Below are 20803 nucleotides of genomic sequence, written 5' to 3'. Positions count from 1 at the left end.
GCGCGGCTGCGCCTATGGCACTTCAACATCATTGTCGCAGCCCCGACCCGCGGTCACGAGCGGGGGCTCCTATCTTTTTAGTGCCCTCGGATTGGGTCATAGTGTCTGTCGTTGCCAAAACATCGGCGTTGCCTTGATCCAAACCTGCCAAAAAGGGACAGGTTTATTTTGGTCGGTATTATCTGGGCAAACGTGGCCGTCTATCGCAATGTAGTCGTTGAGAACGTCCCCAACGACTATATAGTATGAGAGTGGATAATCTCCCGGTTTGAGCCTGCATCCAAGCTCAAAGTGCGAGATTTCCACTCTCATTTGCTATGCGTCCGAAAATCCACGTTCGTTTGTTTTCTGCCTACATTTGGAGGAAGAGCTCGTGGAGGCGGGTGTCGTCGTCGAGCTCGGGGTGGAAGGTAACGCCGAGCTGATTGTCTTGACGGGCGGCGACGATGCGGCCATCGACTTTCGCTAAGGCCTTGGCATTGCCGTGCACCTCGACGATGCGGGGTGCGCGGATAAACGTTAACGGTACTTCACCGTCGATACCGCCTACCTGCCCCTTGGTGCGAAAACTGCCGAGCTGCCTGCCATAGGCATTGCGCTCAACGAGTATATCCATGGTTGCCAAGCGCGGTGTCCCCTTGTCATCGTGGGCGGCAAGGTCGCGCGCCAACAGAATCAGACCGGCACAAGTTCCCAGTACAGGCATGCCTTCAACAATGCGGGTACGAAGATCCTCGAGCATATCGAGTTCGGCAAGTAGCTTGCGCTGAACGGTGGACTCGCCGCCGGGAAGTACCAGACGGTCAAAGTTCTGCTGCAAATCGGCCGCCTGCCTCAGCTCAATACAGTGTGCGCCCAGCTCGGATAGTCTTGCTTCGTGCTCGGCAAAAGCGCCTTGGACCGCCAGCACGGCGACCGTTTGGTCTGCATAATCGCTCATGGGCGATCCTTTCTGCCGGACTAGCGCCCGCGCTCTTCCATGATAATCTCGATTTCGTCGGCGTTGATGCCCACCATGGCCTCGCCCAGGTCCTCCGAAAGCTTGGCAATGAGTTTGGCATCGGTGAAGTTTGCCACGGCCTTGACGATGGCGGCGGCGCGCTTGGCCGGGTTGCCGCTCTTAAAGATGCCCGATCCCACAAAGACGCCTTCGGCGCCCAGCTGCATCATCAGCGCGGCGTCGGCGGGAGTCGCTACGCCGCCGGCGGCAAAGTTCACGACGGGAAGCTTGCCCGTGGCATGGACCTCGCGGACCAGCTCGACCGTAACCTGCAGTTGCTTGGCTGCCTCAAAGAGCTCGTCATCGCGCAGGGCAACAACGTCGCGGATCTGCTTTTGGATCTTGCGCATGTGACGCACGGCCTGGACGACATCGCCCGTACCCGGCTCACCCTTGGTGCGAATCATCGTGGCGCCCTCGGCAACACGGCGCAGCGCCTCGCCCAGATCGCGGGCGCCGCAGACAAACGGCACGTCAAACTGGGTCTTGTCGATGTGATAGACGTCGTCGGCAGGGGAGAGAACCTCGGACTCGTCGATGTAATCGATCTCGATGGCCTGCAGGACCTGCGCCTCGACAATGTGGCCGATGCGGCACTTGGCCATAACGGGGATGGAGACGGCCTCTTGGATACCCTTGATCATCTTGGGGTCGCTCATGCGTGAGACGCCGCCTGCGGCACGGATGTCGGCCGGGATGCGCTCGAGTGCCATGACGGCGCAGGCGCCCGCCTCTTCGGCGATGCGTGCCTGCTCGGGCGTGGTGACGTCCATGATGACGCCGCCCTTGAGCATCTGCGCGAGCTCGCGATTGAGTTTGACGCGATCTGCCTTGCTGGTCTGTTCTGCCATGGTTGCTCCCTTGGTTGGCATGTGCATTGCTTGACGGAACATCCTATCGGGGAGCTGGGTATGGCGAAATACTCAGTTTTAGAGATAATAATAAGGCCAGACTAATACCAGATTGAATGACTCAATAAGGTCAGGTGATAAACTCATGCTTGACTACAATTTGGAAAAACGCGGCGAAGCATCGCTCTATGAGTATATTTACCAGCAAATTCGAGATGATATCGTTGCTGGACGCATTGCGGCGGGGGAGCATCTTCCGTCTAAGCGCGCCTTTGCCAATCATCTGGGAATCAGTGTCATTACCATCGAGAATGCATATAGCCAGTTACTTGCCGAGGGCTATATTTGCTCAATGCCGCGTCGTGGCTACTACGCTTGCGAGCTTCCGGATGCACCGGTTTTGGCTTCGGCTGCAGAGGGCATCGACCGGGATGCCGTCTCTGCGGGTTCCGGCGCGCATGATGTCAACGGACAGGTCGAGCGATTCGATGCACTTTCTCCTTCTGCTTTGGAGGCGGCGCGGCTTTGGCAAAGCGCGCTGCGGGCGACGCTGGCATCCGAAGACGAGCGCGAAATCTTTTCGACCGCGCCGGCACAGGGCACCACTCGGCTACGACGCGCAATTGCCCACCATCTGCGCGGGACAAGGGGCATGAATGTCGACCCCAACAACGTTGTTATCGGTGCGGGCGCCCAGCTGCTCGATACCATGTTGGTTCAGTTGCTTGGCGCCGACAAGGTGTATGCCGTTGAGGACCCGGGCTATTTGCGCCTGACGCGCATCTATCAGGCTATGGGTTGCAAAGTTCGACATATCCCGTTGGATGATGAGGGCGTAGACTTGAGCGCTCTGCAGAAAACGGGGACCGATGTCCTTCACCTGATGCCGTCCCATCAGTATCCGACCGGCCTGGTGACGAGCATTGCGCGTCGCTATGCGCTGCTGAGCTGGGCCGCCGAGCGACCAGGTCGATATCTCATCGAAGATGACTTTGATTGCGAGTTTCGTCTGGCCGGCAAGCCGATTCCCGCGCTTGCTTCGATCGATGCCGCTCAATCGGTCATCTACACCAACACGTTTTCGAAGAGCCTTTCATCGGCGTTGCGTCTAGCGTACATGGTGTTGCCCGATGAGCTGATGAAGCGGTTTAGGTGCAACCTTGGTTTCTACGCCTCGTCGGTGAGCTCTGTCGACCAGGTCGCTTTGGCTCGTTTGCTGGAATCGGGTGATTACGAGCGACATGTGAACCGCGTGCGCGTTCGTGCTCGTGAGGCGCGTGATGGCCTGGCGGCGCTTGTACGGAATGCGTTTACAGCAGGAGAGGTTTCGATCGAGCATGCAGACGCAGGTCTTTACTGCACCGTGGTTGCGGAGCGGGGAACGGGCGGAAGCTCTTTTGCGCAGGCCCTCACGCGCTCGAGCATCCCTTTTATCGATATCAGTAACTGTTATTGGTGTGCCGATGGCGCATCTGTCCCTGAAAACTCAATTCAAATTCTTGTCCAGTATGACGACCTGAGTCCGGAGGTGCTTAATACCCTGGAATCGCAGCTAATGGGGCACTCTGTAACCTAAGTGAGTAGACTTTTGGCACTTTGGCGACCAGACAGTTTTGTAACAAGCTATCTACCTGTGGTTTTGAGAAGTGGGATCATCGGTCTGCTCGGGATGTCCCAAAAAGTCTACTCACTTGCCGCGCAAAGCTACCGCATGAGAAAAAAATGGGGTTTTCAACAGGGCTTCGTCCAGCTCTCGGTAAGCTTTTGGCCAGTTGGGGAGGGCTGTTGAAAACCTTGCAGTTCGTTCGGAGCCATTTTTGGTGCGTTCGCCCCAATGAGAGACCACTGGGTTGAAATTCGTGCTTTCCTGTGCCTATGAAGGATCTACTTTGTGACATATCGGCTTTTAGGTACTGGCGTTTGCCCCCTCAAGTCCGCGCTTTGTGTCCTCCGCTTCCGCGGCCGGATGAAGACCGGCAGCGATATGACCTCGTCCGCAACCCGACGGCTGCGGTCGCGCTCGGTTTTCCGTTGTATACATTGGTTCGGACGAGAAACAAACGGACTTGCCCTGCCAACATTAGGCAGCGGCTGTTTCTTGGTGAACTCCCCAGGGAATCCGTGCTGGAAACGGAGCATGGATTTTTGGTCACGTCTCCTCTGCTGACGGCATTTATCATGTCTCGACATCTGACGGATCTCCAACTTCTTCTGGTATTGGCGGAGATGTGCGGCCTGTTTGCGGTATGCGCCCTGCCGGCGGCACTTGAGGTGGAGCTTTCGCGTGCAATTGATTCGGGTACGATTTCGACAACGTTGGGTTGGGTGCGCTGCCCGTCCGAGGGCGGCGCCGCCTCAAATTTGTGGCGTCGCGACGCTTTGGTTTCGGATGGGGACCTTGACCGTTTTTGTTCAGATGTTTGCGGGATGCGTTACGGCAATCGATTTATGGCGGTGTCGCAACTCGTTCCATTGGGTGCCGCTTCGCCTTTTGAGGTCGAGGCGTATTTGTTGCTTGGACTGCCGCGAGCCCTGGGAGGTGAAGGGTTTTGCGGCATAGAGCTCAATGTCAAAGTGATGCTAAGCACAAGTGCACGAGCGATTGTAGGAAAGACCCGCGTATATATCGATCTACTTCTTTCCTCGCCGGACGGGAGGCGACAGGTGGCCATTGAATGTCAGGGAAAGGCCTCGCACGGGCGCGCGGGGGATGGCTTGCGTGACGCTGATCGCATGACGGCGCTTCAAGCCATGGGCTACGACGTGCTTCTCCTGACACACGGACAGATATCCGATGAGGATAGATTCCGTGCGATCGTTAAGGCCGTATGCAGGATGCTCGATGTTGAATATCGCGATAAAAGCTCGGATGAGCAAAGGGTTGAGGCGTTACTCCGGTCTGAACTATTCGTTGACTGGACAAAATTGGGAGTAATCGACGGAAAGATGTCCATTGGACACAAAACAGCTCGATCGTGGACGGCGCGGATCTAAGTGAGTAGACTTTTGGCGTGATGGCGACCAGGCCGTTTTGCAACAAGTCATTTACCTGCTGCTTTATAGAGCAATATGGATGGTCTGCTCGGCAAGTTCCAAAAAGTCTACTCACTTAGTTTTTGACGAGAAGTCGATGCCGAAAGTGGCCCTATTTCAGGGCGTTAACGAGTTCATGAGACACGAAAAAAGCCCGAACCATGCGGTTCGGGCCCTTTAAAGTTAGAGATTATCTCTCAGGCGGTTGGCTTAGCCAAAGTAGCGCTTGAGCAGGCCGGCGAAGGCCTTGCCGTGGCGGGCCTCGTCGCGAGCCATCTCGTGCACGGTATCGTGGATGGCATCGAGGCCAGCGGCCTTGGCACGCTTGGCAAGATCGGTCTTGCCGGCGGTGGCGCCGTTCTCGGCCTCAACGCGCATCTCGAGGTTCTTCTTGGTGGAGTCGGTCACGACCTCGCCCAGGAGCTCGGCGAACTTGGCGGCGTGCTCGGCCTCCTCGTGGGCAGCCTTCTCCCAGTATAGGCCGATCTCGGGATAGCCCTCGCGATGGGCGACGCGAGCCATGGCCAGGTACATACCGACCTCAGAGCACTCGCCCTCAAAGTTGGCGCGCAGGTCGGCAACGATGTCCTCGGAGACGCCCTCCATCTTGGCGACGCCCACGACGTGCTCGGCAGCCCACTCGAGCTTGCCCTCCTCCTGCTTCAGGAAACGAGAACCGGGAACGCCGCACTGGGGGCACTTAAAATCCTCGGGCAGCTGGTCGCCGTCGAACTCTTCCACATAACCGCAAACGGGGCAAACAAATTTCATGATTCGATCCTTTCGATGGATGGCGATGGGGCGCTTGTCCGATCCCGTAAGGGCCCTCTCCGGACGTGCGTCTTGACGAGTTCTATTATCCATAAATGCAACAAAATGTGAAGCCTATTAGGAATGATTTTTGATAAAAGAATTTTGAGATATGAAGATGTTGATTGATTAACGATTGGCAGGCCGCCTGCGAGCTCCGATGAGTAGAATCGGTCGAGCAAATGTTGACCAATCAACAAATGAGGGAGTTTCCTTTATGCATCTAGCCCACTGCGCCTGGTGCCGAACGTATCAAACGGTTTTTCGCATCGCATTGCCGGTGCTGCCCTATACCGAGACGCGCATTCTGGAGCATGCTGAGAGAGCGCCTGCCAGGCCATTATCGGCTTTGGCGGTGGCTCGGCCATGGACTGTGCCAAGGGCGTGGGAGCACGAATCGCGCAGCCAAACAAGCCCATCAACAAGATGCGCGGCCTGCTGCGCGTCCACCGTCTCCTGCCGCTGCTTATTGCGGTTCCCACTACCGCCGGTACGGGAAGCGAAGTCACGCTCGCGGCGGATATCACCGATGACGAGACGCACCACAAGTACCCCATTAACGACTTTGTGCTTATCCCACGCTTTGCGGTGCACGACCCCGAGTTCACGCGAGGTCTGCCCGCCTCCATTACGGGGCAGACGGGCATGGGCGCCCTGACGCATGCCGTCGAGGCCTTTATCGATTGGGTCGTTCGAATGAACGCCGCCTTGGACATTCCCAAATATGTGACGGGCATTCGCCGCTCTGACATTCCCGAGATGGCGGCGCATGCCGATGCCGAGGCCAATCCGCTGTACCCCGTTCCACTTTTGATGGACCGTTTGGAGCTGATGCGCATGTACGAGGTCGTCGCGGGTGGTATGTTTGAGGGCGAGAACCAGGAGGGTCCATGAACACCGAGGAAATTGCGCGCATTGTCGGAGACCAGCGCGTCTACTTTAAGACGCGCGCCACGTTTGATGTCGATGCTCGACGTCGTGCGCTCGTGAGTTTACGCGATGCGGTGCGGGCCCACGAGGCCGATATTGCCCATGCGCTCAAGACCGATTTGGGAAAGTCGCATGACGAGGCGTATATGTGCGAGATCGGCACGTCGCTTTCCGAGATTCGTCATCAGATCGCGCATGTGGCTCGATGGAGTCGTCCGCGCCTGCGTCCGTGCGACCTTGCCAACGCCGTGAGTGTGTGCAAAACGCAAGCCGTGCCCTATGGCGTTACGCTCATCATGGCCCCGTGGAACTACCCGTTTTTGCTAACGCTCGAGCCGCTCGCCGGCGCCCTTGCCGCGGGCAATACCGTGGTCATCAAGCCGAGCGCCTATGCTCCGGCATCGAGTGCGGTGCTCAAGCAGATCTGCGAAGAGGCATTTGATCCGTGCCTGGTGACAGTTGTCGAGGGCGGGCGCGCCGAGAACGAAGCGCTGCTCGATGAGTGCTGGGACAAGATTTTCTTTACCGGTAGCGTTCCGGTCGGCAAGCTCGTCATGGAGCGCGCAAGTAAAAACCTTACGCCCGTGACGCTTGAGCTGGGTGGAAAGAGTCCCTGCATCGTGGATGCGACGGCAAACTTGAAGGTTGCGGCACGGCGTATCGCCTTTGGTAAATGGCTCAACGTGGGGCAGACCTGTGTGGCGCCCGACTACCTGCTGGTCGATACGCGTGTGCACGACGAGTTGCTGGGCCTCATCAAGGAAGAGGCGCGCCGTATGTTTGGCGAGCATCCGCTCGACAACGAGGATTACGGGCATATCGTCAATGCCAAGCATTTTGCGCGCGTGCATGGGCTAATCGATTCCGATAAGGTCGTGCTTGGAGGTGCTGCGCGCGAGGCTTCGCTCAAGATTGAGCCGACAATTTTGGACGGCGTGGCCCCCGATGACGCCGTGATGCAGGAGGAGATTTTCGGTCCCATCTTGCCGGTGCTGACGTTTGAGAGCCTAGACGAGGCCGAGACGTTTATTACGGATCGTCCGACGCCGCTGGCCCTGTATATCTTTAGCCAGGACCGTGAGGTTCAGCAGCGCTTTGTGCGTTACGTGCCCTTTGGTGGCGGTTGCGTCAACGACACGATCATGCATCTGGCTACGAGCCATATGGGCTTTGGCGGCATGGGAGCGAGCGGTATGGGGCAGTACCATGGACGCGAGAGCTTCGATACGTTTAGCCACAAGAAGAGCATCGTGAACAAGGCAACGTGGCTGGACGTGCCATTCCGCTATGCCCCTTACGCAAACTGGAAGCACAAATTCGTGCGCATGTTTGTGCATTAGAATCAGATGACATAGGGACAAACGGTCGAAAAGGCGCAGACAGGATGAATTTGTGTCCGCACGGACCCGTAGACTTCTCGGCAAGGTTAAACGCCGGTTTATCCGGCCGTTAGGGGAGTTGCTATGTACGAGCCTTCACGTGTTCTTCTGTCGTTTCACATTGCGGGATTTCAGTATGCCGACGGCGCTTTGGTCCTAGGAGATCTTAAAGTGGGCGATAAACTGACGCTGTGCGCCGAGCGCGATAATCCCCATGATCCCGAGGCGGTTGCGATCTACTACGGCAACACCAAGCTTGGCTATGTTCCGGGAAACGAGGTCGGTCCGCTGTCCTTGATGATGTATTACGGCCATGAGGACGTATTTGAGGCCCGCGTGCAGCAGGTTGCCCCCGAGCGTAGCCCGTGGCACCAGGTGCGCGTTGGGCTCTATGTGGTGGATGCCCGCTAATCGGTAAGGGAGGCTGCCATGTTTGATGACGATGACCTGTTCGATTTGACGGACGATTCGTTTGAGTGGGATATGCTACTCGACGACGATGAACTGGAGCAGGATCGCAAAAAGCAAAAGGATAAGAACGCCCAGGGTAAAGGTACGAATAAATAGACAAGCGCCGTCGCGGACTGTTTGGCGGGCTCTTTGGGTAACTGCCGCATCGCTGCGTCTGTATACTTAGCACGAGTTGGACGCGTTGCGAAATGAGGACTGAGACGATGATGTGGTTTACCGCCGACCTGCACCTGGGCGATACGAATATCTTGCACGACATGGACCGACCGTTTGGCTCGGTTGAGGAGATGAACCGCAAGGTCATCGATGTCATCAATGAGTGCGTGGCTGCGGACGACCGCCTCTATATTCTGGGCGACTTTACCTATCGTCTACCCCTAGCGGATGCCGTGCGCCTGCGCGAGCGCATCGAATGCCAGAACGTGACGCTCATCCGTGGTAACCATGACGGCGACTGGGAAGATCCCGACGTGCCGCAGATTTGGGAAGACGTGCGTGATTACCTGGAGATTGCCCCCGGCTATGCCAAGGGTCATCGTCTGGTTATGAGCCACTACCCCATGCTCAGCTGGAATGGCAAGGCACGTGGCGCCATCATGCTGCACGGGCATATCCACAGCAGGGGAGACCGCACCAATACGCGCAACCGCGATCGCGAACGTCCTATCTTTCGCTACGATGTCGGCCTCGATGCCAACGAGTACAAGCCCGTAAGCCGTGACCAAATCCTAGGCTTCTTTGGATTGTAATTCTCGAACCGTCACACAAAACGCCACAAAGGGGACGGGCGCCTTTGTGGCGGTTCTGGCGCCGTTGCCATTATGGTGGCGGCACCTTTTTTGTCCGTGCGGCGCGGTAGAGTGTAGGCGGTTGAAATTTGCGTCCTTCGAGGAGCTGCTATGAACGAGATCAAGTGCCCACATTGCGGCGAAGTTTTTAAGGTCGACGCGTCCGGCTATGCGGATATCGTCAAGCAAGTGCGCGATGCCGAGTTTTCGCGCGACCTGGATGAGCGTGTGAAGGCGGTCCAGCGCGAGGGCGAGCAAGCGCTGGAGCTTGAGCGCTCGCGTTCGATGGCTGCCTTGCAGCAGGCAGAGTCCCAGCGCAACGCTCAGCTTACCGAGCAGAAGAACGCTGCGGCTCAACAGCTGGCACAAGAGGTTGCCAAGCGCGATGCTGAGCTCGCCGAGCTGCGTGCCAAGCTCGAGGGCGCTGCCGCAGAGCGCGAGAGTGCAAGCCAGCGCGCGGCGGTAGAGGCACGAGCCAACGCTCAAAAGGAGAATGCCGAACTCCAGCGCGAGATTGACAATTTGCGTGCGCAGCTGGAGCGCAAAGATGACGAAGCCAAGCTTGTCGAGTCGGCGGCGCGCAATGCCGCTCAAAACGATTTAGCTGCACGTGATGCTCAGATTGCCGAGCTGCAGGCCAGGCTTGCCGCGGCGGACAAGGCCCAGGAGATGGCGCTTGCCGCTGCCGCGGCAGAGTCGCAGCGTGAGCTCGATGCCGCTCGCAGCGAGGCCGAGCGCGCGCTTGCTGACTATCGCGCGAAGGTACAAGAGAGGTTTTCCGCCGCAAAGGCTCAGTCTGAGCGCGAGGCCGAGGGCCTTCGTGCACAGCTTCGTGAGCAAGAACTTTCTGCAAAAATGGAGCTGTCGAAGGCGGTCGCCGCGGCGGAGCGAGAGCGCGATGAGGCGCGTGCCAAACTGACGAGCGAGCTGGCGGTGCGCGATTCTCGCGAGGAACAGGCCAAGGCGGCACACGAGCTCGAGCTTGCGCAGGCCAAGCGCGCGAGCGATGACCTGATTCGCTACAAGGATGAAGAGATCGAGCGCCTTAAGGACATGAAGGTCCGTCTGTCCACCAAGATGGTGGGCGAGTCGCTCGAGCAGCACTGCGAGACCGAGTTTAACCGTCTGCGCATGACGGCATTTCCCAACGCGTACTTCGAGAAGGATAACGATGCGTCCGAGGGTACCAAGGGCGACTTTATCTTCCGCGAGTGCGACGCGAGCGGCAACGAGGTCATTTCGATTATGTTCGAGATGAAAAACGAGAACGACGAGACCGCGACCAAGCATAAAAACGAGGACTTCTTTAAGAAACTCGATCACGATCGTCGCCAGAAAGGCTGTGAGTACGCGGTGCTCTGCACGCTGCTCGAGCCCGAGAGCGAGCTCTATAACGTAGGGATAGTCGACGTGAGCTATCGCTACGAGAAGATGTACGTGATTCGCCCGCAGTTTTTCATTCCCATGATCACGCTCCTTCGCAACGCCGCCATGGGCTCACTGCGCTATAAGCAGGAGCTGGCGGAGTACAAACAGCAGAATATCGACGTCACGAACTTCGAAGCCAAGATGGAGAAGTTCAAGAATGATTTCGGTCGCAACTACGAGATCGCGAGCCGCAAGTTCCAAACGGCAATCGATGAGATCGACAAGACGATTAGCCATCTGCAGAAAACCAAGGAGGCATTGCTGTCCTCCGAGAACAATCTGCGCCTAGCCAACAAGAAGGCCGACGATCTTACCATTCGCAAGCTCACGTGGGGCAACAAGACCATGAAGGCGGCGTTTGACGAGGCGCGCGGGGCTGCGCCAGAGACAAACGATGAGCCAGCCGAGGTGGATTCGTATGAGGTCGAGGATACCGAGTAAGGCATAGCGTATAGTGCAAAAACGGGGCCGCTGGCGATATTGCCAACGGCCCCGCTTCGTTTCGTTCCAGTATGTTCGACTAGTCCTCGAGCAGGTCTTCGATAAAGCCGACGCGGTAGTTTTTGAAGATGACTTCACCGCCGTCTTGCGTGGCGTCCAGATCGACATCGCCCATGATGCCAAAGTCGTGGTCGCCGTCCTCGTCGGCAAAGATCTGGTGCACGTGCCATACGTGCGCGGTCTTCTCGTCGGACTCATCGATGGAAAACATCGCGGCGCTGCGGGCATCTCCGTCGGTGAGGATTTCCTCGTGCAGCTCATGGTAGGCATCGAGGGCCTTTTGCCAGCGGATCTCGCTCATGCCCCAGTCGTTGTCGAGCTCGCCCAGGTCGCGAACGTGCTCACGGGCGGCAAGGGTCACGCGGCGAAAGAGCGCGTTGCGCACCAGCAGCGTGCAGCCGCGGCGGTCCGCCACGACCTCGTCGATGCCCTGTGGCGGCGCGGCATTGAGGGCTGCCGGGTTGCCGGCGTTCTCCCACTCGTCCACCAGGCTCGAGTCCACCGAGCGCACCACAAAGCCCAGCCACGAGATAATGTCGCGCAGGCGCTCGTCGCGCTTCTCGATGGGTACGGTGCGGTCGAGCGAACGGTAGGCCTCTGCCAGGTAGCGAAGCAAAATGCCCTCGGAGCGGGCGATGCCGAGCTTTTGAATGTAACCCTTAAAATCGCTCGCGCTTTCCAGCATATCGCGCAGGACACTCTTGGGAGAGAGCTGGTAGTCGTTTGCCCAGGGCACTTCCTGGCAGTACTTGTCAAAAGCGGCGTCGAGCAAATCCTCGAGCGGCTTTTCGTACGTGACGTCTTGAATGCGCTCCAAGCGTTCCTCATACTCGATGCCGTCGGCCTTCATTTCGGCCATAGCGCGATCGCGTGCGGCGCGCTCCTGTGCACGCAATACCTGCTTGGGGTCCTCGAGCGTGGCCTCGACCATCGAGATGAGGTCCATGGTATAGGTCTCACTTTCGGGGTCGAGCAGCTCCAGCGCGGCAAGCAAAAACGGCGAGAGCGGCTGGTCGAGCGCAAAGTCCTCGGGCAGGTCGACCGTCAGCGCGTAGTCGATGTCCGGCGCGGCGTCAGCCGGAGCGTCGGGTGCGGGCGGCACCTCGGTGCGCACGACGACGCCGGAGTCGATGAGCGTGGCGAAGATCTCGTCGGCGCGAACCTCGAGCTTGGCCTTTTCTTCGGGGGTCTGCAGGCTTGTCTCGATGAGGTCGTGTACGCGGGCTCGGGCATTGCCGCCCTGCTCGACCACACTAATCACCATAGAGTGCGTGATGCGCAGGCGTGGCTTGAGTGTTTCGGGTTGCGTCTCGATCAGGTGCTCAAAAGTTTGCTTGTTCCATGAGACAAAGCCCTCGGGGGCCTTTTTCTTTTTAATCTTACGGAGTTTTTTGGGGTCGTCGCCCGCCTTGGCCATAAGCTTGGCATTCTCGATCTCGTGCTCAGGTGCCTCGGCGATTACCATGCCCTCGGTATCGAAGCCCGAGCGACCGGCGCGACCGGCAATTTGATGGAACTCGCGGGCGCGCAGGCGACGCATTTTGTAACCATCGAACTTGGTGAGCGCAGTGAGGACCACGGTGTGGATGGGCACGTTGATGCCGACGCCGAGTGTGTCGGTGCCGCAAATGACGGGCAGTAGGCCCTGCTGCGCCAGGCGCTCGACCAGCAGGCGATAGCGCGGCAACATGCCAGCATGGTGCACGCCGACGCCGCATCCAAGCAGGCGCTTGAGAATCTTGCCAAAGGCCGTGGAGAAGCTCGTTCCCTTTGCCGCTTCTTTGATGGCTTCGCGCTGCTCCTTGCTGGCGATGCCAAAATTGGCGAGCGACTGTGCCGTCGCAAGGGCGGCATCCTGGCTAAAGTGCACGATATAGAGCGGGGCCTCGCCACGGCGCATGGCGAGCTCGACCGTGCCCTCGAGGGAGGTCGTCACATAGTCGTAGCTCAGCGGAACAGGACGCGGGGCATCGACAACCAAGTCGCAAGCAGCGCCGGTGTGCTCCTCGAGCGAGGCGGCGATGGCGGAGACATCGCCGAGCGTGGCGCTCATGAGCATAAACTGCGTGTGGGGCAGGGTGAGCAGCGGTACCTGCCAGGCCCAGCCGCGGTCGGGGTCGGCAAAGTAGTGGAACTCGTCCATGGCCACGCAGCCCACGTCGGCGCCCTCGCCCTCGCGCAGCGCATCGTTGGCAAGGATTTCGGCCGTGCAGCAGATGACGGGCGCCTTGGTATTGATATGCGTATCGCCGGTGATCATGCCGACGTTATCGCGGCCGAGTACCTGTACCAGGTCGAAGAACTTTTCGCTGACCAGGGCTTTGATGGGGGCCGTGTAATAGCAGCGCTTGCCCTGAGCCATGCCCATAAAGAGCATGCCCAGTGCGACGAGCGATTTACCCGATCCGGTCGGTGTGCCTAAAATGACGTGATCGCCGGCGGCCAGGTCCATGAGGGCCTCTTCTTGGTGATCCCACAGCTCAATGCCACGGTCGCTCGTCCATTCAAAGAAGCGTTCGAAGGCCTGATCGGGCGTGAGCCATGGTTCGGGCTCGCTGCCGTCCTCGGGCTCCCACCAGGTGGGAGAGAGCGCGCCGAGCGAGCCAAACTCGGCTTCGGCTCCCGTGCCGCCCGAGAACGAGCTGGCGGCGCCGGCACCGGAGACGGTGCTGGCGGCGGTATCTGTCGTGGTCTGTGCCATGTGTTTGCTTTCTCTCGCGATTGTCCGCCAACTATTATGGCGTAGCGTCGCATCGATGCGTTCGCAGGCAAGAAAATGCAGGAAATGGGCGTTCTGCCCAGCTGTTTGGTGCAGTTGCCAACTAAGTGAGTAGACTTTTTGCAATATCGCGAGCACATGGCTTTTGCGCAAAGGCTCTACCTGCGGTTTTATTATTGGTTACGTGGGTTGTGCTTGGCTATTGCAATAAAGTCTACTCACTTAGATTTGAGGGTCGTTTGCTGGCGCCTATTTGCGCTTGTTTGCCGAAGCCGCGACCATCAGAGGCCCCTGGGACTCCTGCGGTAAGCGCTTCTTGCCCTTGCGGGCGCGGTTTTTAAAGTTCTCGACGGCCTCTTCCATGCCGAGGGGCACGTAGGTGAGCTCATCGAGATTGTCGGGCAGGTAGCACGCAAGGCTTTGCTCCTGCGCGCGCCCCGCCGTGAGCTGTTCGTCGCTGGGCAGCGCGTCGGGAGTGGCGCAAATGCCATAGACGGCGGCACCCATCTCGCGCGTGCGGCGCTCGTATTCGGTCTCGGGATGCTCGGGATGGTCGCGGCGAACGTCGTCACTTACCCAAAGTGTGTCGTAGCCGGCCGCGGCAAACTGCCCCAGGGCGTAGTCGCGCAATGGCTTGCTGTCGGTGCGCAGCGTGACGGTGGCGCCGGCTGAAAAAAGCGGGCGGTAGAGCATCAGATGGTCGACATGGACGAGTCGTTTTTTGGCGTACTTGGCCTTAGGCTGCGGCGTGGGAAAGTTGATGGTGATGGTATCGAGCTCGCCTGTGGCAAACAGCTGCGGCAACGATGCGGCGCCTCGGGGCAGGACGAGTGCGTTGGTCAGTTCCTGCTCGCAGATTTTCTGTGCGGCATAGGCGATGCAGATGGGCTCCTGGTCCATGCCGATAAAGAGCGTGTTTGGCTCGTGGGCCGCGCGCTCTACAAGGTACGTTCCCTTGCCGCAGCCAAGATCCAGGTGAAGGTGTTCGAAAGACTTGCTGCCTGCGGGCGCACAGGCCTCGCGCCAATCTCCGGCATAGATTTCAGGGTTCGTCTCAATCGCATCGGCGTAGCGCTCCAGGCGCTCTTCGAGCACAAAGTTCTTAGGCGTGCGAACGTGGACGGCTCCCATGAGGCTCCTTGGTCATAAGTATGGAACGCATAGCTGCGCGTTCCATCAATGGGTTGAAAAAAGGGTAGGCATAGCTTGCCCGAAAGATGCAGTGCGGCTCGACGGCGAGTCGTCGGCGCCTACAGGCGCTTGAGAATCACGTAGCGGTTGAGCTCGCCACTGCGACCGTCGGCATGGAAGCGCTCAAGCTCGCGTACGGGGACCTCGCCGCTCTTGTAGAACGTGCGCACGCCGCGCACCAAGTCGGTGATCTGCTGATCGTCAAAGTGGTGGCAATAGCGGTAAGCATGGCGGTCGTTTTGCCAGCCAATGAGGTGGTCGCCGGCTTCAAACTGCGCTGAATCGTAACCCTCAAACGGCGGGGTGAGCTCGGCGCGGGCCTCGGCTCGAACGGCCTTGCGCGCCATGCGCTCGTCGTTCATAAACTCCCAAAAGCTAATGGCGATGATGCCGCCCGGGCGCGTCTGGCGCACCAGGGCGTCGAGCACGCGTACGCGGTACTCGCACGACGGCACGTGGTGCATAAAGCCAAAGCAGACCGAGATGTCGGCGAGCGGGGCGTCGAAAAGCACGTCGGGTGTCTCGGCGGGGTTGAGCTTCATGAGGGCGTCGAGCACGTCGAGTTCCTGGAAGTGCAGGTTGGGAATGCGCAGGGCGTGACCGCGTGCATCGATGGCCAGGTCTTGGCACGAGTCGACGCCATAGAACTCAAACGGGCAGCTGGCATCTGCCGAGGAGTTTGCGCCGTCGACGCCCTTGGCGGCAAGTGCGCCGCCGGCGGCAAAGTTCTCGAATCGCATATTGCCGCAGGCGAGATCGAAGACGCGGACGGGATGCTCGATCCTGGCAACGTCGAGCTGCCCGAGCGCGATGTCCATGGTGCGTACCCAGCCGGGCCACGGGGCCTGACGCGTATCGGAAAAGGAGGCGGAGTGCTCGCGATAGAACGTGTTGTTGAGCTGGATGAGCGATGAGGCGAAATCGCGGTTCACGGCGCGGGACTCCCTCCGTTGGCGGTGCGAAATTAACAGTACGACCATACTACCGTTAACGCCGCAACGGGGACAACCAAGCTACGTGTCATTGCTTTGTTTGGACACATTTCCGCAGCTCATATGCACCCGCAACCGCCGGTTGTCAAAAATCTCACTAGAATAGGTGGCATGCTTTTGGCGGTGGCGGATAGATTTTTAACTGTGCAAGGCGCCTTAAGAACAAAAACGGTCCGGCGGCACGGCTGGCATCACATAGGAGGAACCATGAATGTAGAAACTGCGCAGCGGCTCGCCGACCTTCGCCGCAGCAAAGGCTTTAGTCAAGAAGGGCTGGCACGAAAGCTGGGACTGTCGCGCCAAGCGGTCAGCAAATGGGAACGCGCAGAGAGCTCGCCCGATACCGAGAACCTGATCTCGCTCGCCAAGCTCTATGGTGTGAGCCTGGACGAGCTCCTCAATCCGAGCGATGAGATCGAGGACGATATCGAGTTTGAGAACGAGGACCGCGCCCGCCAGCGCGAGGCCGAGGCGGCAGAGCGCGCACGCACCCATGAGGCGGCGGCACGTGCCACCGAGGCGGCAACACAGGCGAGTGATGCTGCGGCCAAGGCGGCGCAAGCGGCAAGCTGGAGTGCGCAGGCCGCCAATGCTGCTACGGCGCAGGCGACGAGTGGCGGCACAGTTGGCTCGACTCCGGTGAAGGGCCCGTTCCAGTCGTTCCCGTATTGGGCCGTGTGCTGGCTACTGTTCTTTTTGCTGATGTTCCCGTTTGGCGCCGGCCCCTTTGCTGCGCTGATCTTCTTTACGATTCCCATCTATCACTGGGTGGCGCGTGCGCTCGATGGCGATTGGGCGCGCGGTGATATTCAGGTTGGTCCGGCGTCGGTGACGGCTAGGGCTCGGAATGTTTCCGCTGCGGTTGATACTGACGTGGCTACCGCGACCACCGCTGAGCCGATTGCCAAAGAGGGTGATGAATGATGAAGCTTTCGCATGAATCCAAGGTACGCTTGGGCGTTGGCGTCGGAGCGTTTGTACTCATCATTGGGCTTGTCTTTGGCATTTCGCGGCTATTGGCTCATTCCGATATGGTGCGTACGACCGGTATTCTATCTGGCCATTTGTCTGATTTTGACGATATGTTTGACGAGGACGATCTTTTGGATGGTGGTAACTATTCCGCTCGGCCTCAGCAGCTTTCGAGCACGACCTTTGATGCCGATGAGTTCCGCTACCTCGATTTCGATATCAATGCGGCTTCGGTGGACGTCAAGGTTGTTGATGGCAACAAGGCTCGCGTTATAGAGCGGGGGCGCGTTGCCGAGGGTATGGATGCCTCCAAGGCCGCGACGCAAAACATCGCATCCGTCGAGGACTCGACGCTCAAGGTTTCTCAGTTTGGAAGTGATGACGGTAAGGCAATCGATCGCTCAGTTACGGTTGAGCTGCCACGCCGTGTTGCCGAACATCTGAAGGGAGTCAACGCGCACGTGGGCTCGGGTGATCTGCAGATTGCCGGTGTCATCTGTGATGGTTTCGACCTTTTCCTGGGTGCGGGAGATGTAGAGTTTTCGGGCAGCGTGACTGATGCGCTCAGCGCTGAGGTCGGTTCGGGCGATGTGACGTTCGAGCTTTACCAGGCCCCCGCGAAGTCGATGGACGTGAGTGTGGGCTCGGGCGATGTGGAGATGACGGTTCCGAACTCGACGGGCTTTAAGGCGAGCGTCACCTTGGGCAGCGGCGACTTCGAGAGCGATTTCCTTCCGCTTGGCTACGACGGCGAGACCATTTTGAATCTTGAATTCGACAACGGGGATAAGTCTGCCACGTATCGTTTTGAGGTCGGTTCGGGTGACATGTCGTTTGATCCGGAGTGACATGCGGTTTTCGGAGATCGGTACATATAGGCGTGCTCTTTGATGGAGGCGCCGGGGCCGTGACGGGCTCCGGCGCCTTTGCCTTTACAATGGGGGCATGGAACAGATTATCTTGAACATACTTGAGGCCCTGCGTCGCGGCGAGACCGTGGATGACAAAGCGCTCGTCAAACTGATACATGCCGAGGCACGCCGTGAGGGTGCCGACAAGCGCGATTTGGCCAAGCGTCGCCTGCTGCCGTTCTACCAGCGGGTGAAGCGCGAGGAGCCGGCTCGGTGGGCTGCGTGGAATGTCGATTCCGATCTGGAACGTCAACTGCTGCAGGTGCTACGCATGAAGCCGCGCCGAACGGCCTCGGGCGTGGCGACCATTACCGTCATCACCAAGCCGTGGCCCTGTTCGGGCGATTGCCTGTTTTGCCCCAACGACCTGCGTATGCCCAAAAGCTATTTGCATGCCGAGCCCGCGTGCGCCCGTGCGGAGCAAAATTGCTTCGATCCGTATCTGCAGGTGAGCGCTCGTCTGACCGCGCTTTCGCAGATGGGGCATGCGACCGATAAGATTGAGCTCATTGTGCTCGGCGGCACCTGGAGCGACTATCCGCAAGGGTATCAGACGTGGTTTATGTCGGAGCTCTTCCGTGCGCTCAATGACGATGCCGTGGCTGGTGTGGCTGCCAACCCCATGTTGGCGCGTCCGGGCATCAGCCGTGCCGAGGCGGGGCGTCTGCTCGACGATGCACCCGCCGATGCGCTGCCGCCGGTGGTGGCGGAGCGTCGCGAGCGCTATCGGGCTGCCGGCATTGCGATAGACGAGGCCACGCTCGCTGCCGGCGTTGCCGACGAGCAGGAGCGTGTGGATGCTGCCGTGGGCGGCTATAACCGTGCGGTGCGTCGTTTGTACGGCTCCGGTACGCCATGGGGCGAGGTCGCCGAGTGGCAGACGGCAACGATGGAGGAGCTCGAGCGTCAGCAGCACATCAATGAGACGGCGAAGCATCGCGTGGTGGGACTCGTTATCGAGACGCGCCCCGATGCCGTAACGCCGCAGGCGCTTACGCTCATCCGCCGCCTGGGCTGCACCAAGATCCAGATGGGCATCCAGAGCCTCGACCAGTACCTGCTCGATATCAACGAGCGTCGCATTTCGGTGGGGCAAATCGAGCGGGCATTTTCGCTTGCGCGCCTGTTTGGCTTTAAGATCCACGCGCATTTTATGCTCAACTTGCTGGGCGCCACACCCGAGGGGGACAAGCGCGACTACGAGCGCTTTATGACCGAGGGGGCCTTTATGCCCGACGAGGTCAAGGTCTACCCGTGCGCGCTCATCGAGGGCTCGCGTCTGGTGGGCTGTTACGAGCGCGGCGAGTGGCGCCCCTATACCGAGGAGGAGCTACTCGACGTGCTAGCCGATGACATCGTGGTGACGCCGCCGTTCTGCCGTATCAGCCGCATGATCCGCGATTTTAGCTCCGAGGACATTATGGTGGGCAACAAGAAGCCCAACCTGCGTCAGCTCGTCGAGAACCGCCTGGCTGCTCGGGGTGACGGTGCGACGGTGCGTGAGATTCGCTATCGCGAGATCAGCACGGCGGGTGCCGACTTGGATGAGCTGACCCTTGACGAGGATGTAGCGTACGAGACGCCGGTGACGCACGAGCGCTTTTTGCAGTGGGTGACGCCGCAGGGCAAGATTGCGGGCTTTTTGCGCCTGTCGCTGCCCGACCATTCGTTTGTTGCCGCGCATGCGGACGAGTTGCCGACGACGCCGGACGAGGCGATGATTCGCGAGGTGCACGTGTACGGCATGGCGGCGCGCGTGGGCGACCAGGGCCAGGCGGCTCAGCATCACGGGTTGGGGCGTTTGCTCGTAGAGCGTGCGTGCGAGATTGCCCGGGATGCGGGGTATGCACGCATCAACGTGATCAGCTCGATTGGCACACGCGAGTACTATCGCCATCTTGGATTTTATGACCATGGCCTTTATCTGCAAAAGGAGCTCTAGATGAACAAACCGAGTGTTTCTGCCGGCGTTGTTGCCGGCGTTGCTCTGGGAGCCGCGGCGCTGGGTGCGGCTGCCGTCGCTGTTCGTGCTGCCTGCCTGCAGGTCGCGCGAACCCGCAATGGGTTGGCGCGTGTGAAACGCGTGCACGATGAGGGCGGCGATGAAGTCCGCGTATTGGTGCAAGGCGGTGTCTACCAAAGCGCGAGTTACGTCGGCGAGCGCTGGGCGGAGCCCGTCTTTGCGTATTATCGCGCGTTTGACGACGTGTTTGAGGCCGAGGATGCGATGCGTGACGTTTATGGTCACGGTATCAGCCGTATGCTTATGCTAGGTGGCGGCGGGTTTGCCTATCCCAAATTTGCGCTGATGTCGCATGAGGGCCTGCGCATGGACGTTATCGAGTATGACGGAGAGATTACGCGCCTGGCGCGTCGCTGGTTCTACCTAGACGAGCTAGAGCGCGCGGCGGGCGATCGCCTGCGGGTGATAACCGCTGAGGCTCGCTCGTATCTGGGTGTGACGAGCGTGGGCCATCGTCGCTACGACGTGGTCGTGAGCGATTGCTTTGGCGGTGCCGAGCCCGTACGCGAGCTGGCGACGGTTGAGGCGTTGCGTTTAGTGCGGGGCAGCCTGAACCCCGGGGGTATCTACGTTGCCAATATCGTGAGCGCAAACGAGGGGAGCGATGTAACGTTCCTGCGCGACTGCGCTGCCACGGCACTCGAGGTATTCGCCCACGCCTGGGTGGTCCCCTGTGGCGATACAGAGTTCGGCGGCGAGGAAAACTACCTGCTCATCGCCAGCGACGGGAACTATGCCTTTGCCGAAGCCGTGCCCTTTGACGCCGACTTCCTCGGCGCCGTCCTTCACGACTAGCGCGTCTTT

18 protein-coding genes are annotated in these 20803 nt (G+C 59.2%); 12 read left to right on the top strand and 6 right to left on the bottom strand.

What is annotated here, in order from left to right; genetic code table 11:
* Positions 1-352: 352 nt before the first annotated feature.
* On the bottom strand, positions 353-940 hold the full coding sequence (pdxT, locus tag ACTQWD_RS07250; RefSeq protein WP_441546488.1) for a pyridoxal 5'-phosphate synthase glutaminase subunit PdxT: 588 nt from the start codon (positions 938-940) through the stop codon (positions 353-355).
* Between the two features lie 20 nt (positions 941-960).
* Positions 961-1851, bottom strand: a complete 891-nt coding sequence (pdxS, locus tag ACTQWD_RS07245) for a pyridoxal 5'-phosphate synthase lyase subunit PdxS (RefSeq protein WP_441546489.1) — start codon at positions 1849-1851, stop codon at positions 961-963.
* 145 nt (positions 1852-1996) lie between these two features.
* On the opposite strand from pdxS, the gene pdxR reads away from it, so the two are divergent.
* Entirely contained in the window at positions 1997-3427 is a 1431-nt protein-coding gene (gene pdxR, locus ACTQWD_RS07240) for a MocR-like pyridoxine biosynthesis transcription factor PdxR (protein ID WP_441559629.1), read from the top strand.
* A 545-nt stretch (positions 3428-3972) separates the two neighbouring features.
* Entirely contained in the window at positions 3973-4845 is an 873-nt protein-coding gene (locus ACTQWD_RS07235) for a hypothetical protein (protein WP_441559628.1), read from the top strand.
* Positions 4846-5094: 249 nt separating this feature from the next.
* Here the strand turns inward: ACTQWD_RS07235 and ACTQWD_RS07230 are convergent, their stop codons facing one another.
* Positions 5095-5655: a ferritin family protein gene (locus tag ACTQWD_RS07230; protein ID WP_154517090.1), complete on the bottom strand. Its 561-nt coding sequence runs from the start codon at positions 5653-5655 to the stop codon at positions 5095-5097.
* 405 nt (positions 5656-6060) lie between these two features.
* Here ACTQWD_RS07230 and ACTQWD_RS07225 point away from each other — a divergent pair, with 405 nt between their 5' ends.
* From ACTQWD_RS07225 to ACTQWD_RS07200, 6 genes are all read left to right on the top strand, one after another.
* A complete protein-coding gene (locus ACTQWD_RS07225) occupies positions 6061-6588 on the top strand; it encodes an iron-containing alcohol dehydrogenase (protein ID WP_441559627.1) in 528 nt (175 codons plus the stop codon).
* Positions 6585-7964: an aldehyde dehydrogenase gene (locus ACTQWD_RS07220; protein WP_441559626.1), complete on the top strand. Its 1380-nt coding sequence runs from the start codon at positions 6585-6587 to the stop codon at positions 7962-7964. The genes ACTQWD_RS07225 and ACTQWD_RS07220 overlap by 4 nt, the downstream gene beginning before the upstream one ends.
* Positions 7965-8087: 123 nt before the next feature.
* Positions 8088-8414: an HIRAN domain-containing protein gene (locus ACTQWD_RS07215; protein ID WP_055250700.1), complete on the top strand. Its 327-nt coding sequence runs from the start codon at positions 8088-8090 to the stop codon at positions 8412-8414.
* Between the two features lie 18 nt (positions 8415-8432).
* Positions 8433-8570 carry a hypothetical protein gene (locus ACTQWD_RS07210; RefSeq protein WP_427719590.1) on the top strand — a complete coding sequence of 46 codons (138 nt, stop codon included), beginning with the start codon at positions 8433-8435 and terminating at the stop codon, positions 8568-8570.
* A 107-nt stretch (positions 8571-8677) separates the two neighbouring features.
* Complete coding sequence (locus ACTQWD_RS07205) at positions 8678-9223, top strand: metallophosphoesterase (RefSeq protein WP_441038956.1); 546 nt, start codon at positions 8678-8680, stop codon at positions 9221-9223.
* A gap of 150 nt (positions 9224-9373) precedes the next feature.
* The gene (locus ACTQWD_RS07200; protein ID WP_441554596.1) at positions 9374-11131 is read left to right on the top strand and encodes a DUF2130 domain-containing protein; all 1758 of its coding nucleotides are present in this window, start codon (positions 9374-9376) and stop codon (positions 11129-11131) included.
* A gap of 79 nt (positions 11132-11210) precedes the next feature.
* On the opposite strand, the gene ACTQWD_RS07195 is transcribed toward ACTQWD_RS07200, so the two are convergent.
* From ACTQWD_RS07195 to ACTQWD_RS07185, 3 genes are all read right to left on the bottom strand, one after another.
* Positions 11211-13892, bottom strand: a complete 2682-nt coding sequence (locus ACTQWD_RS07195) for a DEAD/DEAH box helicase (RefSeq protein ID WP_441559625.1) — start codon at positions 13890-13892, stop codon at positions 11211-11213.
* 267 nt (positions 13893-14159) lie between these two features.
* Complete coding sequence (gene trmB / locus ACTQWD_RS07190) at positions 14160-15041, bottom strand: tRNA (guanine(46)-N(7))-methyltransferase TrmB (protein ID WP_441042144.1); 882 nt, start codon at positions 15039-15041, stop codon at positions 14160-14162.
* Between the two features lie 119 nt (positions 15042-15160).
* Positions 15161-16033, bottom strand: a complete 873-nt coding sequence (locus ACTQWD_RS07185) for a class I SAM-dependent methyltransferase (RefSeq protein ID WP_441559624.1) — start codon at positions 16031-16033, stop codon at positions 15161-15163.
* 267 nt (positions 16034-16300) lie between these two features.
* On the opposite strand from ACTQWD_RS07185, the gene ACTQWD_RS07180 reads away from it, so the two are divergent.
* The 4 genes from ACTQWD_RS07180 (at position 16301) to ACTQWD_RS07165 (ending at position 20794) form a co-directional block, all read left to right on the top strand.
* Positions 16301-17017 carry a helix-turn-helix domain-containing protein gene (locus tag ACTQWD_RS07180; RefSeq protein ID WP_441055194.1) on the top strand — a complete coding sequence of 239 codons (717 nt, stop codon included), beginning with the start codon at positions 16301-16303 and terminating at the stop codon, positions 17015-17017.
* On the top strand, positions 17014-17913 hold the full coding sequence (locus ACTQWD_RS07175; protein ID WP_441559623.1) for a DUF4097 family beta strand repeat-containing protein: 900 nt from the start codon (positions 17014-17016) through the stop codon (positions 17911-17913). Before ACTQWD_RS07180 ends, ACTQWD_RS07175 begins: the two co-directional genes overlap by 4 nt.
* A gap of 97 nt (positions 17914-18010) precedes the next feature.
* The gene (locus ACTQWD_RS07170; RefSeq protein ID WP_441559622.1) at positions 18011-19918 is read left to right on the top strand and encodes an elongator complex protein 3; all 1908 of its coding nucleotides are present in this window, start codon (positions 18011-18013) and stop codon (positions 19916-19918) included.
* Positions 19919-20794: a spermidine synthase gene (locus tag ACTQWD_RS07165; RefSeq protein WP_441559621.1), complete on the top strand. Its 876-nt coding sequence runs from the start codon at positions 19919-19921 to the stop codon at positions 20792-20794.
* Positions 20795-20803 lie beyond the last annotated feature (9 nt).

Origin of the sequence: Collinsella sp. LCP19S3_B6, assembly GCF_052121815.1 — a bacterium.
Lineage (GTDB): Bacteria > Actinomycetota > Coriobacteriia > Coriobacteriales > Coriobacteriaceae > Collinsella.
The sequence above is the reverse complement of the archived record's forward strand: the minus strand, read 5'-3'. Positions and strand labels throughout refer to the sequence as shown.